The organism is Pseudomonas sp. NyZ201, from assembly GCF_049860765.1.
GTDB classification, from domain to species: domain Bacteria; phylum Pseudomonadota; class Gammaproteobacteria; order Pseudomonadales; family Pseudomonadaceae; genus Aquipseudomonas; species Aquipseudomonas bharatica.
Genome location: NZ_CP187557.1, coordinates 1,624,777 through 1,639,769, shown reverse-complemented (window position 1 = coordinate 1,639,769; position 14,993 = coordinate 1,624,777). Strand labels below are relative to the sequence as shown.

At 51.9% G+C, this 14,993-nt stretch carries 12 protein-coding genes; 1 reads left to right on the top strand and 11 read right to left on the bottom strand.

The genetic code is table 11. The features are described 5' to 3' along the window. Positions 1 to 99 precede the first annotated feature (99 nt). From wecB to asnB, 6 genes are all read right to left on the bottom strand, one after another. A complete protein-coding gene (wecB, locus tag ACPFMA_RS07530) occupies positions 100 to 1,227 on the bottom strand; it encodes a non-hydrolyzing UDP-N-acetylglucosamine 2-epimerase (RefSeq protein ID WP_064304939.1) in 1,128 nt (375 codons plus the stop codon). Next, the gene (locus ACPFMA_RS07525; RefSeq protein ID WP_064304940.1) at positions 1,220 to 2,230 is read right to left on the bottom strand and encodes a polysaccharide biosynthesis protein; all 1,011 of its coding nucleotides are present in this window, start codon (positions 2,228 to 2,230) and stop codon (positions 1,220 to 1,222) included. The genes wecB and ACPFMA_RS07525 overlap by 8 nt, the downstream gene beginning before the upstream one ends. A 91-nt stretch (positions 2,231 to 2,321) precedes the next feature. Continuing rightward, positions 2,322 to 3,179, bottom strand: coding sequence for a dTDP-4-dehydrorhamnose reductase family protein (locus ACPFMA_RS07520; protein ID WP_064304941.1), 858 nt, complete (start codon positions 3,177 to 3,179; stop codon positions 2,322 to 2,324). A 2-nt stretch (positions 3,180 to 3,181) separates the two neighbouring features. Continuing rightward, a complete protein-coding gene (locus ACPFMA_RS07515) occupies positions 3,182 to 4,408 on the bottom strand; it encodes a glycosyltransferase family 4 protein (protein ID WP_425929919.1) in 1,227 nt (408 codons plus the stop codon). Positions 4,409 to 4,424: 16 nt separating this feature from the next. Further along, positions 4,425 to 5,552, bottom strand: a complete 1,128-nt coding sequence (locus ACPFMA_RS07510) for a glycosyltransferase family 4 protein (protein ID WP_425929918.1) — start codon at positions 5,550 to 5,552, stop codon at positions 4,425 to 4,427. Next, complete coding sequence (gene asnB, locus ACPFMA_RS07505; RefSeq protein ID WP_064304943.1) at positions 5,549 to 7,519, bottom strand: asparagine synthase (glutamine-hydrolyzing); 1,971 nt, start codon at positions 7,517 to 7,519, stop codon at positions 5,549 to 5,551. The genes ACPFMA_RS07510 and asnB overlap by 4 nt, the downstream gene beginning before the upstream one ends. A 487-nt stretch (positions 7,520 to 8,006) precedes the next feature. Here asnB and ACPFMA_RS07500 point away from each other — a divergent pair, with 487 nt between their 5' ends. After that, positions 8,007 to 8,138 carry a hypothetical protein gene (locus tag ACPFMA_RS07500; RefSeq protein WP_276204520.1) on the top strand — a complete coding sequence of 44 codons (132 nt, stop codon included), beginning with the start codon at positions 8,007 to 8,009 and terminating at the stop codon, positions 8,136 to 8,138. Between the two features lie 224 nt (positions 8,139 to 8,362). Here the strand turns inward: ACPFMA_RS07500 and ACPFMA_RS07495 are convergent, their stop codons facing one another. The 5 genes from ACPFMA_RS07495 to tviB form a co-directional block, all read right to left on the bottom strand. Then, a complete protein-coding gene (locus tag ACPFMA_RS07495; RefSeq protein WP_425929917.1) occupies positions 8,363 to 9,673 on the bottom strand; it encodes a Wzz/FepE/Etk N-terminal domain-containing protein in 1,311 nt (436 codons plus the stop codon). Between the two features lie 342 nt (positions 9,674 to 10,015). Continuing rightward, entirely contained in the window at positions 10,016 to 11,221 is a 1,206-nt protein-coding gene (locus tag ACPFMA_RS07490) for a hypothetical protein (protein WP_425929916.1), read from the bottom strand. Between the two features lie 93 nt (positions 11,222 to 11,314). Further along, positions 11,315 to 12,490, bottom strand: coding sequence for a hypothetical protein (locus tag ACPFMA_RS07485; RefSeq protein WP_064304946.1), 1,176 nt, complete (start codon positions 12,488 to 12,490; stop codon positions 11,315 to 11,317). A 53-nt stretch (positions 12,491 to 12,543) separates the two neighbouring features. Continuing rightward, positions 12,544 to 13,593: an NAD-dependent epimerase/dehydratase family protein gene (locus tag ACPFMA_RS07480; RefSeq protein ID WP_064304947.1), complete on the bottom strand. Its 1,050-nt coding sequence runs from the start codon at positions 13,591 to 13,593 to the stop codon at positions 12,544 to 12,546. 66 nt (positions 13,594 to 13,659) lie between these two features. Then, positions 13,660 to 14,937, bottom strand: a complete 1,278-nt coding sequence (gene tviB / locus ACPFMA_RS07475) for a Vi polysaccharide biosynthesis UDP-N-acetylglucosamine C-6 dehydrogenase TviB (protein WP_064304948.1) — start codon at positions 14,935 to 14,937, stop codon at positions 13,660 to 13,662. Between the last annotated feature and the right edge of the window lie 56 nt (positions 14,938 to 14,993).

Sequence of the window (14,993 nt, the reverse complement as noted above, 5' to 3'; positions counted from 1 at the left end):
TTCCTGGGTAGTACTTTACGGTGACTGCGTCTGCATGGCTGGAATCGGAAGTCGTGTAACGCCACCGACTCCAGCTGATACAGCGACCGTGCGTCGGACTCAATCCTTGCGCCAAACCGTGCGATTGATGTAGTCCGTATAACTCAGCACTACGCGAACTACCTGCAGTGACACAGGGCCACCTTCGTAGTCCGGCACTACCGGGATGGCGCGGCCATTTGCCGTGTGTTGGGAAGTGACTACCTTGACTGCCGCCAGAACAGGGTCCTTCTTCAAGCCACTCATGATCAGCGTTCCCTGATCCATACCTTCCGGACGCTCGTGGGCGTTACGCAACGTCACAGCTGGCAGGTTGAGCAGGGACGCCTCTTCAGTGATGGTGCCGCTGTCAGAAAGCACACAGAAAGCAGACATCTGCAGCTTGATGTAGTCAAGAAGACCGAATGGTTTGACGAAGCGAATCAACGGATGATCCAGCGATTCACCCAACGCCTCCAGACGCTTGCGAGTCCTGGGGTGAGTAGAAACAATTACGGGATATCCGTAGACGTCAGCCAGGGCTTTCAGCGTGACCAGCAAGTCCTGGAGATTTTCCGGAGTATCGACGTTCTCTTCGCGGTGCGTACTGACGACAAAAAACTTGCCCAGCTCAAGACCGCTGCGCTCCAGGACATCCGAGCACTCAATCTTCGGCCTGTAGTAATCCAGCACTTCGTGCATGTGCGAGCCGGTTTTGATGATGGTTTCCGGACGAATACCCTCGGCAATCAGATAACGCCGAGCATGCTCGGTAAGGACCATGTTGATGTCACTCAAATGATCCAGCACCTTCCGGTTCAGTTCCTCGGGCACCCGTTGGTCGAAGCACCGATTTCCCGCCTCCATATGGAATACTGGAATCTTGCGACGCTTGGCAGCAATAACAGCCAGGCAGGTGTTCGTATCACCGTAAAGCAGCAACGCATCGGGCTTCTCGAGATCGAAGATCTCATCCGCCTTGGTAATGACTTCAGCGATCGTCTGCGCGGCAGTTTCACCCGCGGCCCCTAGAAAATGATCGGGCCTGCGAATCTCGAGATCGTCAAAAAAAACCTGATTCAGTTCATAATCGTAGTTTTGCCCAGAGTGCACTAGGACATGATTTACCTGCCGATCAAGCTCGGCTATGACACGACTCATCTTGATCAGTTCTGGACGAGTCCCTACCAGCGTCATGACCTTAAGCATCAAGTTGCTCCTGAATATAATCGAGGTTAAGGAGCAACTCCTTGATTCCCGGCACATCAAGACGCTCGGTGTTATGCGACGTGTAGTCGTCGAGCTCGGAGATCTTTTGCTCACCCTCTACAAAGTACTTTTTGTAGTTCAAGTCACGGTTGTCAGCCGGAATGCGGTAATAGCGCCCCATGTCTTCGGCTTTGGCCATCTCCTCACGAGACACCAGCGACTCATAAAGTTTTTCACCATGACGTGTACCGATAACGCGGACAACGTTATCTTTACCAAAGATTTCCTTGATCGCCTCGGCAAGCTCTCCTACCGTGGAGGCTGGTGCCTTCTGAATGAAGAGATCACCTTGCTGGCCGTGCTCGAAGGCGTGGAGTACCAGATCGACGGAGTCTTCCAGCGACATCAGGAAACGGGTCATGGCAGGATCGGTGACAGTCAGATCCTCACCCGTCCTGAGTTGCTCCACGAAGAGTGGAATGACTGAGCCACGGGAGGCCATGACATTACCATAGCGAGTCGCGCAGATGACGGTTCCGCCGGCCGGAATGGTGCGTGACTTGGCAACCATCAGCTTCTCGGCCATTGCCTTCGAGATGCCCATCGCGTTGATGGGATAGACCGCTTTGTCAGTACTCAGCACAACGACGCGCTTGACGTCTCGGGCAATCGCGGCATTAAGCACATTCTCCGTTCCCTGGACATTGGTGCGTACCGCTTCCATGGGATAGAACTCGCAAGAAGGCACCTGCTTGAGGGCCGCCGCGTGGAATATATAATCCACACCGACCATCGCCTGCTTCAGGCTGTCATAGTCACGAACATCGCCGATGTAGAACTTGACTTTATCATTAGCCAAGGCGATGCGCATATCTTCCTGCTTTTTTTCATCCCTGCTGAAGATCCTGATTTCTCTGACATTGGTATTCAGAAAACGCTTCAGCACCGCATTACCAAAAGAACCAGTACCACCAGTAATCATCAAAACTTTATTATCAAACATAGAAATCTTCCAATTTAGCTCAAGCCGTTACAGTGCACACAGGACACATGTAACCCGCAGAGGTGCCTCATGGCTCACCTGAGACAAGAAATCAACGCCCTTCCCACATGATCCGAACCAGTTCAGGCCAGGAAGGGGCCACATAACCGGTGGCTTCACTGAAACGCCCGCCATCAAGCGAGCGGTCAATAACCAGATTGTCATCAGGCGTTATTTTAATATCCTTGGCATATTGCTTTGCCAGAAGGCGCAAAAGCTCAAGCTTGGACACGGGCTGTGCCGCAACGTGATACAGGCCGCACAGCTCCGGTCGAGGCAAGACATAATCTTTCATGACGCGCGCCAGTTCAACGGTTGGAAGGCCTGAGAAAACAGCCTTGGAAAATCCTTTGACCGTGTCCTCCTGGGAAAGGAACCAGTCAACCAAAGATTGAGATGAGTTCAATTCATGCCCGATGATTGACGTGCGCAAAGTGATAGCACCCGACAGATCATGCAGCTCGCCGATATACTTGGACTTTCCATAAAGATCCTCAGCGTCAGAAGTATCATTCTCATGATAGTTTCCCTGGCGACCTGAAAACACGCAGTCGGTACTGACATGTATCAATCGTGCCTGCGCAAGCGAGCACAGGGCTGCCAACCGGTGCGGCAACATGGAGTTGATGGGCAATGCCGTGAGAGGGTCTTTCGCATCTGCCAATTGCTTGATCAGACCGACACAGTTTATGACCACCTCAGGACGAACCTTGTTGAGTACATCAACGAGAGCCTGCTGGTCCAGCACATCAACACCCGGGACCAACCGGGAATGGCTCGATTGCGGAAAGTTCCGCAACCCCGAGACGCCACGCAATGTCCCCCACACTTCATGACTATCGTCATTATCGAAGACCTTGAACACCGCGTTGCCCAGCATTCCGGTCACACCCAGCACCAAAACCCGCATAACTACTCCTTTCCACCGGCTTTTCCAAGCATTTCCACCAGAGACTCAACCTGATGCCGCATATCAAAATACGCGTCAAAGTAAGCCCTGCCGTTCCTGCCCATTCTGTCACGCTCTTCCTTTCCAGACGCCTTCATCCGCTGAATTGTCTCGACAAGCGGTCCCGCCTTCTCGGCTGGCGTCGCCATACCTGCCTGCGCTTCCACCACAACCCTGGCTCCTTCACCATTCAAGCACGCGATGATCGGTCTTCCCGCGGCAAGATACGCCTGCACCTTGCTGGGAATTGTCTGAGTGAAGATCTCGTCGGCGTTCAGGGTAACAAGCAATGCTCCGGCGCGCTCGAAAACCTGCGGCATCATGTCCATCGGAAAGCGACCGGGCAAAATGAGATTGTCCAGTCCGTGCAGGTCCTTTTGCTCTTTCAACCAGTTGAAACGACTACCACTACCCACCAGAACCACACGAATCTCCGGGTCATCACGGAGACTGAGCGAAGCCTGGACAATGGTTTCCAATGCTTGAGCGGTTCCCAGGTTGCCGGCGAAAACAACACAGAAATGCCGATCAAGCAATTGAATCAGGTCGTCAGGGATTACACCGGACGGCGTAACCGGAACGGCGTCGATACTATTCGGGTAGTAAACTATCTTGTCGCGACTGGCATAACGCGCAACAGGCTCGAAAAACGCTTTTGACTGAACGAAAAGCGAATCGCAAAAGGCATATATTCCTTTCACCACATAGCCGGCTATCTTCAACGCCAGCTTGTTTTTGATATAGCCGGTAGCAGCCAGACTTTCTGGCCAGAGGTCCTGGACCCAAACCGTCAGCGGCGCCCGTTTTATATATTTCAGGGGAATGGCCGGAATTGCCTGGGTCAAAGGAGACATGGCAAATACAAAAATGGCATCAAACTTTCGCTTACGAAGCATGAAGGGAAACGCAAGCGAACCAAAGAAGACGAACGACAAATAGTTTAGAATCAGGTTCTTTGCACCACCCGCACCACGAGCGCACATCGGTACACGTAACACCTCGATCTTATCGAGATAACGATCTCGCTGCGTGCCGGAAAACCCATAACCGGCAAAATATTTGCCTTCTGGATAGTTCGGCTTTCCGGTAGCCACAACGACCTCATGGCCCTGCTCATGAAGATGTCGAACAATATCATTGATAATGAATGACTCAGGCCAGAAGTACTGAGTCACCACCAAGATCTTCAACTTATTCGACCCCGAATTACTGTGCATTATCGACTGACTTGAATATGGTTAACCAGGTAGATTTAGCGGTATTCGCCCAATCAAATTTATTTGCCTGCACTACAGCAGCCTCGGCAAGACGACGAGAGTGTTCCTCGTCTGAAAGCACCCTTACCATTGCCCTGGCGATATCGTCGGGGTCGAATGGAGAGAAGTATTCGGCTGCCTCTGCCGCAAACTCGGGCATCGGCATGACGTTGGACGAGAGCACCGGTCGCCCCGCGCCCAAGGACTCAAGCAGGATATTCGGGCAGTTTTCACAAGAAGAGGCGAACACTACCAGCTCCGCATGTCGATAGTATGCTGGAAGCTCCAAATACGGGACCGCCCCCAGAATACTCACTCGATCAACGAGACCACGATTCCTGATCAGCTCATGCACCCGCTCAGCGCCAGGCAGATCAGACTCGCCTATCAGCACCAGACGAAACTGCTTCTGGTAGTTATCTGGCAAACTCGCATACGCACTGACAACCTCATGGTGATGTTTATAAACGTCAAAACGAGATACGTAGAGGATATAGCTTTCTTTGGTCAGACGCTGAGGACGTGCAACGTTCGCATCCACCTCCCTGAACTCTTTTCCGATGCCATGCGGGATCGTTACCGGGTTGGGGATTTTCGTCAGCCCCTCAATAACGCTTCGTGCATAATCGGAGATGAAGATAGTGAGATCTGCTTCTGACATGCTGCGCAACATGGCACGGTACAACAGCCAGTTCCTGACCCGCTGCAGGCCAAAGGGAATATAGCCCAATACTCGCTTGTCGAAAGGTATCATGTTGCGGAACATGGTGACGACCTTGCACCCCTGCGGGACCGAACCGGCGACCACTCCACCAGGGCAAAATAATATGTCCGCCTTGACCTTCCGCAGATAGGCCGGCAACAGCAACTTCTCCCAGAGGGTTCTGGTGAGGGGATTCTCAACAGGCCACTCAGGATAATGGCGAGTGATCGCAGGGTGCTCGGGAAGTTTAAGTCCCTCTGGCGCCAGGATTATGATCTTTAAGCCAGCACGATCCGGAATATGCCTCAGCAAATTAATAAGATAAGTTTGCCCGCCGCCCAGCCTGGCAGAAAAGGCGTTGATAACGATATTCAATTGAAAATTTCCTTTTTCTTGCAGGCCTCACTATAGCCGTCCGAAACCTGCGTTTCCCTTAGCCAGGCCTGGAACATCAAGACGTTCCAGATATGTACGCTGCGGTCAAACTTGCCAAGCAAATGCTCGTGCCAGACGCGCCCTACCTTGTCCGCATCCAGATACCCCTCTTCGGCAAGGCGTTTGGGGCACAGCAAATCCTCAGCCCATTCTCGCAGCGGGCCACGCAACCAGTCCCCCAACGGAATAGAAAAGCCGGCCTTGGGACGATCGATCAGTTCTGAAGGCACGTAACGATCGAGGAGGCGACGCAATGCCCATTTTCCTACACCGTCTCGCACAAGAAAGCGCTCGGGCAGAGAGAATGCGAACTCGGCAACGCGATGATCCAGCAACGGCGCTCGCGACTCAAGACTTGAGCGCATGGTTGCCCTGTCGACCTTCACCAAGAGATCGTCCGCCAGGTATTGTTTGACATCCCAACGCCTCATTGCCGAAATGTCGCCTTCCTCCAGCCCCGGGAACCCATCGAACCCACTGCACTGCCCGCCAATGACGATGTTTTCTTCTGGTTGCCAGTGGGACATGAGGCGGATATACATTTCACCAAGGCTCCGCGACTCGATCAATTGCCCTAGACGATTGACTCGGCGCCCATTGATCGACCGGTGGTATCGCTTGGGGAGCAATCCGGTCAACCTGTCCCAGCCGGCCGCAGAGGGCCCCGTCAGAACGGAAGACACCGCAGCTCTCAGAGACATTGGCACCTTGCTGACCTTGCGCCAGAGATTGGCTGTAATCGGATAGCGCGGATACCCGGCGAACAACTCGTCCCCACCATCACCAGTCAAGGCAACCGTGACATGTTCACGCGTCAGCTTTGAAACCAAGGCCGTCGGAATCTGGGAAGAATCGGCGAAAGGCTCATCATATATACGAGGCAATAAAGGAATTAATTCAGCTGCATCTATTGCCTTGACATACATTTCAGCATGGTCAGTTCCCAGGTGCCGAGCAACTTCACGGGCATAAGGTGCCTCGTTGAATGCCTCTTCCTCAAAACCAATGGTGAACGTTCGAATTCGGCTCGAGCTCTGCGCCTGCATCAACGAAACGATCAGACTGGAGTCGACGCCCCCCGAGAGAAATGCACCCACTGGAACATCGGAAAACGACTGAAGACCGACTGCGGTTGAAAGGTGTTGATGCAGGGTGTCCAGCACCTCTGAGTCACTGGCTTGACTGAATTGACTTCTCGCGCTGGCAACGCGCTCATTGTCCAGACTCCAAAACGGCCGAGACTCGCCCGCGACGCCTTCCGCAGACACCTGCAAGAAGTGACCGGATTGCAACTTGAAAATATTCTCGTATATCGAGTGCGGCGCAGGAATATAGCCAAACCGCATATAATCAGCCAAAACATTCCGGTCAACTACAAGGTCTTTCCCGCATTGAGCCCTGATCGCCTTGAGCTCCGAAGCAAAATAGAAACCCTGCTTGACCCGACCAAAATACAGAGGCTTTTCTCCCAGGCGGTCGCGGGCCAACGTAAGCATCCGTGCCTGCTTGTCCCAAACAGCGATTGCAAACATGCCGACGAGGCGAGGCAGTGTCTGTTCAATCCCCCAATGCTCGAATGCTGCCAGCAACACCTCGGTATCGGAATGACCGCGCCAGCTTAAAGTCGCGCCTGCTGAGTCGAGTTCCTTGCGCAGAATCGCAAAGTTATAGATTTCACCGTTGAATACGATTACATAGCGATCGGAAACCGAATGCATCGGCTGATGCCCGTGGGCAGACAGATCCAGAATAGCCAACCGCCGGTGGCCAAGGGCCAAGCCTGCCTGCTCGTCGAGCCAGACACCGCTATCGTCGGGCCCACGATGAAAAAGCGGTGCAAGCATAGACTGGATACGCCCTTCCAACGTCCCCACGTTATTCGCCATCAACCCTGCGAAACCACACATGTATACACTCAATCCTTAGTAAAATGGCCTATTGCGCCCGGAGACACCAAGCATCCCGAAACAGAAAACCGGTAAAATATCAGAGCTCGCTGAGAGCAAAGTGCCATCCTAGCGAATGATCGCGCTCTTCGGAAAACACATGGAGAACGCAGGCAGTCTTTTACCAATTTTTAGCCCCACAGCCAACCGAAACCGACAGCTAGGAAGGCTCAATGAGGCAGGTCTGACAAACCTGCCGTGCAAATGCCATGGCAATAGAAAAATCGCAGCACCCGCGACGCAGTCGCATTTTCGAGTAGGTTACAGACGACGCGCCGAGAAGGGTCTGGTAAAAACCGAGAGCGACTATGCTCTTCCTCAGCGGGCAGCCTGACTCGCACCTCTCGCCGAAAGAACGCTCCTCCGCTGATTAGTGAACTATCAGTCATGAACTGCCCGGTAACACATCCAGGATGAGTACAGCGCTACGAGGGTAGGAGCGCTCATCATGCACACAAGCAACGGCGTGATGAACAACATGATCGATACAGGCGATCAGAAGCGGCAGCAAGACAACGATGGTAATGACGCATCAGCGACTGACGAGCGAGCGGTCTTTCGAAGAAGAGTACAAGAGTGACAGATCCGCCAAACCACCGGGGCTGCCAGAACGCCGGCGGAGGCGAGCAACAGGATCAACCGCAAGCACCAGGACTTGTACAAAAGTGTACCGAAAGCTAAAAGATACCTTTCGCACAGGGCTTAAGCTGCAGGATCACGGCCACTATGAATCACGAGAATCCGCCCTCAAAGAGATTCCACTTCGAAGACGGATAGCAAGGGAAGGGGCTGGCTATCAGCGCCTTAATAATGGCGCTTTTGATGTGTCTGTATTGCCCGCCGCATCACTACGACGCCCAAGCCAAGCAAGAATCCAAACATCAGGCTAAAGCCGACAATAATGGCTTTCTTTGGCTTGATCGGAGACTGTGGCTCCATCGCGAGCTTGTCTACGCGAGCTAGGTCAAGATGCTCGAAGTCCACACTCAATCTCTTCAAACTCACCAACTCACTGCGAATATCCGCAATCTCCTTCAAAAACAACTCTGCATTGTCGCGCCTTCTGAGAAGCGCCACTTCACGGTTTGTCGCGAGCAGGCTGAGTTCCTTTTGAATCTCGTCAACACGCGGCTCTGTAAAGTCATCGGAGCGACGAGACTGCAACGTGCTGCGTTCTGCCTCCAATACTGACTGGCCCATAAAGTAGAGCGGAATGGCCTGATTATTGACTTCGGTACGCACCATGTTGTTACTTTGGCGCGCCTGATCCTCATCACTGAATGTCGAAGGGGTGGTAGGCTTGACGATGCCAAGTCTTTTTGCAATGGCAATCGCCTCATCAAGCTCCTTGATGCGATTCTGCCTACGACTTTGCAGCTGCTCGCGTAGCGCCTTGAGCTCATCCTGCAACATCTGCTTCTTGAGCTGATCTTTCTCCAGAAGAGCGGCAATCCTGGAATCTTTTTCTGCCTCGTAGGCGGCCTTCTTCGACTCCAGAGTCCTTTCGACCTGAGCGATCCGGTTAGCAACCAACACCTTGAAGTCGGAAGCGACCTTCTCTTTCTCAGCGTTGACTACGTAGCTAGTGAAGTCTCTAGCGAGCCCCACACCATCGATGCCTTGCGGGTATCTAACCGAAAAAAGAAGACTCTCTGTAAGATTTTTGCTTTTACCCGGATCAACGCTTTCCAGCGAAAAGGACTTCTCATTGAATTTTTCGAAGGTCTTTTCGATGGTCTGGCCTGGCTCCTGAAGCGGTGCAAGGTATTGCGGATTCGCGCGGAAGAAGCTCAGGCGAACATCATACGACTGCATGGACGAGCCCACGCGGATGAGCGCATCCCTTGGCTGAAGCTTGTACACACCGGAGCTGTTCAACTCATCCAGATCCGCTTGAGCGACAGGCCGAATGAAGGTTTCCACCTCATACTCCGGAGTCGCCCACACAACATATGCAATTGCCGCCGCAACCGTCAATGCAGTAATCAGCAGAACAATCGCCCTCTGATCCCAGAGACTGCCTATCAGCTCTCTTACATCAACTGCTTCTTGCGGGGGGGAGTTCGTTGGCTTGACTGGAATGTTCATCGCACGCTCAAAATCATCGATTGACACTCCGAAAGCAACTGACTTAACTGCCACTTATAATGGAATGCACCGGAAATAGTCAATATTTTGTAACAGGATCGATTCTGTAGCATCTTCAGAAAAATAGCAAGGGCGTAAGTCGCAGAAGACCCGTACGCAGCAGGCAAGAATCGGCGGACCACACGCCCCGGACTTAGGGCTATCAGGCTCACTCGACGCCCGTGCAACATACAGCTCAGCGCTGAAAGAATGTCGGCCTGGCGCAACATCCGACATGAAGAGGCGACAGGCTATTGCGCCCCTCACCCCTGAATATAGCTCAATCAAGCATTCCCCCGTAACAGCGAGAACGCTCATTCATCCATTAACTTAAACGCGAAGAAGCCTGATGATCAAAAACAGCGCCAGAGACATCAAATAGAAAACCAGCGCATTAAGAAGATACATTTCACCATACCAAGTCCAGTGCATGACGGACGAAGCGCAAAGCATATAGAGAAGCGTGCGCAGATAGTCATTCTCGCGAAAGCCCGAGTCAATCAGCCGCAAAAAACATACACTAATAAAACCATTTATGAAAACACCGAACAGTCCAAAATTCTCAAATGCAACACCTGCAACGTGAATCCCCCCCATGCCTGTAATAATATACCAGAGCGCAGGATTATCCACCGAAATCGGCTTCATCATCCCGAACAGCGAGTAGACCGGAGATGGAGCCAACGAAAGGAACATATCTATGTAAGTTTGGCCATATCGCAGATGCTCCCCATCCCAGAAATGCGTCAACTGTTCAACAAGAGGCAAAATCACCGCATTCCAAGAGTTGAACAGGAAAAACTGAGCGATATTGTCTGATGTCAGCACAACATCCATCCGGACCATGGAAATCACCACACCACTCGACAACAGCAGCAGCATAAAAAGGCTGACGAAGAACAGCGTTTTCAGCTTGATCAAACTGCTATAGCGGTACATAAGCCCGAGCATGCAAGCGACGAATAGCACCACAAAGTCCCTATCGCCTGTCATTGCATTTGCAACGCAGTAGGACAGCACCAGCAGCACAGATGCCACTGTTACTAGCCGGGACGGATAGACCAAGGCCAAGGCGACCACAGCAATGATGGAAAATACCATCACCGACTCAGTCCCTGTAAACGCCTCGAGCATCGAATCTATATTAACGAACCGATAGCCAATAAGCACGACACAGGCCACAAAGAACAGTACGCCTGCCGCCTTGAAGTCCGCAGGTGAAAAAAAACTGCTTCGCCGTGCTCCCAGACTCCTCACGGGTGTCAGTAGCGAAAGGAGGAAGGCCAACAATCCACCGGCAACGCCGAGGCTCCATACCAACGTAAGCCTCAGCACAAAAGCATCATCTACGGAGAAATCATATCCACCTATTGGCCACAACGTGACCGTATCACTCCACAAGCAGCTTATGAGACCGAGAAAAGGCACCGAATAACAGACGGTATACAGTGCTATCAAATATTTTTTGGACAGCAGGCACATAATGCACTGCGAGACCAAAATCAACAAACACATCAAAACCAGCAATATGATCATAAGCCTAATCCAACAAAGTCTTGGAGCCCAACCAGCAGGCGAGCTTGATATTCGCCCCCTCCCCAAGCATCCGGTTCACCGATTCCCAGTCACTCACCGCAGCAACCCACGCAGTCCCAACACAATGAGAACCAGCATTTGAGCGATGAGAGCATACACAAAGCACCTGAAAAGACTGACGGCCAACATGCTCCCTCCAGTACTTGCGAACATCGTCGACAGCAGATAAATGACGGCATATACAACGCTGGCCGATAATACGATCCATGTCATACGCTTGCTGTGCATTACCTGGGTCATGATCGTAGTCATCAAACCGAGCCCGCCCGCAGACAGAGCGAAGCCGAGAAGTTCTTTCTTCTCACAGAGCCCGTCGCCGAGATAACACAACCACAGATCGCGGGCAAAAAACATCAGCAAGGGCAACAAGATGGAGGCGGCAGCACCCAACAGCAAATACAGCCTGCTCGCACGCCCATCAAGCCCTGCGAGCCGGACGACGACATAAGAGGCAAGAGCACTTGGGAGCACAGTCACCAGAATGTAGAACAGGAAAAACAGGTTGAAATAACCAACCTCAGACGCGCTGGAGCTGGCGTTGGCAAAAATCATCAGACAGATGATATGGACAGGGGCCCCGAGAAGCATGCTCCCTGCAACAGCAGGTACCCCTGAGCGGGACAACGTCGAGCTCATTTCCCGAAAAGAAAAGATGACCCTCTGAAGGCCCCGGACACCACCCGCAGCATTGGCCTTCATGATCTGGAAACCGATAGCAGGGGCAATCAACGTGCACAAGCCCAGCGCCAGGAGCGAAAACTCCACACGCTTTGAAAAGCTTGCCACGGCGATCACTACCAACAGGCCCGTCAGACCATGAGCTGCCAAGACCAGCGCCCACTTCACGGACGCTTCGACCGTATACATAAGCCCTGTAATGGTCAGATTACATACACAGGCAAAACCGAGTATGAAAGCTGCAAACAGTAGGTAGTCAGCGTTGCGCTCATAAGATGAAGCCGGAGCAGAGAATAGACTGAGCACGATGACACAAAGCGCTCCCACCGCGGCTCCACCCCATATCATCAAGCCTAGGAAAGTCCTATAGTCAGCCTTGCCCTCACTGAAGACCACATAACGACTAAAAGCAACACTGAAGGCTTCACCGACTACGGTCGCTATACCAGTTATGATGGCGTAGCTGTACGAAAACTCGCCATACAGCTCTATACCCAAAACATGAGCCAAACTGAAAAGCAACAAAAACATGCACAGCTTGTTTAAAAGAACTGTAATTGCGCAGATACCCCTAGCCACAGGAATCAACTTCTCGCAAAGAAAGAGATATACCAATCTACCGACTTCAGCAGTCCGGCTTCGACATTAAATACAGGATCATAACCTAGCAGGCTTCTGGCTTTGCCAATATCGGCCTGCGAGTGCCTTACATCACCTGCACGGAAGTCTCGGTAAACGATACTTGAATCAGAGCTTACGCCCGCACTCGACAAGGCATCGTTGATGCCGGAGAACAGCTGATTAAGCGTGGTACGATCACCAACAGCTACGTTGTAGACATTATTCTTTGCCTCAGCACTGGCACATGCAGCGAGAATGTTGGCCTGCACAGCGTTTTCTACAAAACAGAAATCCCGACTCGTCTCACCGTCTCCATTAACAAAGACTTCCTCGCCGTTAATCATGGCGGCGGTCCATTTTGGGATCACAGCAGCATATGCACCATTAGGATCCTGGCGCTTTCCAAATACGTTGAAGTAGCGAAGCCCAATGCTATGCAGGCCATATGTACTGGAGAACACTTCAGCATATAGCTCGTTAACATACTTGGTGACCGCATAGGGCGAAAGAGGCTTCCCTATGACCCCCTCTACCTTTGGCAGCGCGGGATGATCACCATAGGTGGAACTGGAGGCGGCGTAGGTGAAACTCTTGACCTTGGCGTCCTTCGCTGCGACCAGCATATTCAGGAAGCCGTCGATATTGGTGCCGTTCGTAGTAATCGGATCATTGATAGAACGCGGGACCGATCCCAGAGCCGCTTGATGCAGAACATAATCGACAGAAACAGATTCTTGCGCGGAAAAACTCATAGCCTTCCGGCAATCATCGATATTTCGAATATCGCCTTCAATCAGTACGAAACGGGCCCATTGCTCTGGAGTGACGGCAGCCTGCACCTCATCCAGATTGTAATGGTGGCCGGTTGAAAAGTTATCAAGACCTACCACTCGCTGATCCAGTTGGAGCAAAGTCTCCAACAGATTGGACCCGATAAATCCGGCAACACCAGTGATCAACCAGACCTTGGAATCTTTTTTCATTTCAGCTTTTACTTCTTCGAAGCGACTCATGGCGTTCTCTTGTCTTGATATTTTAAAATCGATGTCAGATGGGCGAGGAACTCGCCCGCTTGACATTTACAGACGCAGGTCCGACTGGGAAGCATCGAGCAAATATTTTAGGTCATAAAGAACGTGCTCAGCCTTGCCCAGGCTCCGAATACTTTCAGGTCCCATGGCAGCGAACTCGTTATGCGCTACAGCCAGAATGATACCGTCGTAAGACCCGGCCAGCGGCTGGCTAACAGGGGTAATCGAATATTCATGCATCGCTTCTGCAGAATCGACCCAAGGATCGTAAACGTCCACGACGATATTGAATTCTGTCAGTTCATTGACTATGTCAATGACTTTTGTATTACGGAGGTCAGGGCAGTTTTCCTTGAATGTCAGCCCCATGATCAGCACTCTCGCACCATCCACATGAATTTTGCGCTTGAGCATAGCCTTCACCAACTGCGATACGACATAGGCGCCCATGTTGTCGTTCAGTCGACGTCCGGCCAGAATAATTTCTGGATGGTAACCTATGGATTGTGCCTTATGGGTAAGGTAGTAAGGATCCACACCAATGCAATGGCCACCGACCAATCCTGGACGGAACGGCAAAAAGTTCCACTTCGTCCCTGCGGCCTCCAGAACTGCCTGAGTATCGATCCCCAGCCTGTTGAAAATGAGGGCTAGTTCGTTGATCAGTGCGATATTCAAGTCGCGCTGTGTATTTTCAATGACCTTGGCAGCCTCGGCTACTTTGATGCTCGTAGCTTTGTGGGTACCCGCCACAATGATGGTCTTGTAGAGTTCGTCTACCAGATCTGCCACCTCTACGGTCGAGCCAGACGTCACTTTCTTGATGGTAGTAACGCGATGTTCTTTATCGCCCGGATTGATACGCTCCGGACTGTAGCCCGCATAGAAATCGATATTGAACTTCAGCCCGGAGACTTTCTCCAGTACCGGAACGCAGTCTTCTTCGGTTGCACCCGGATAAACTGTTGACTCATAGATAACAATGTCACCTTTTTTCAATACCCGCCCGATAGACTCGCTCGCCTTGATCAGCGGAGTCAGATCTGGCTGCTTGTGCTCATCGATGGGCGTCGGAACGGTAACGATATAGATATTGCATGCGGACAAATCGTCCAAGGCAGAGGTGAAGCTCAACCCCGATGCTCCCCCAAGCTCATCATCAGAAACCTCAAGAGTCGCGTCGTGACCAGCCCTCAGCGCCTCGACCCGGCGCAGGTTTATATCAAAGCCTACAACCTGCATTTTTTTGCCAAACTCAACTGCCAATGGCAAGCCCACATAACCGAGACCTACTATGGCCAACTTTACGTCTTCGAGTTTAAGCATTATTTTCCCTTGCCATTCATCAATGTTAATTCAATCAAAAGTCATGCATCGCGCGC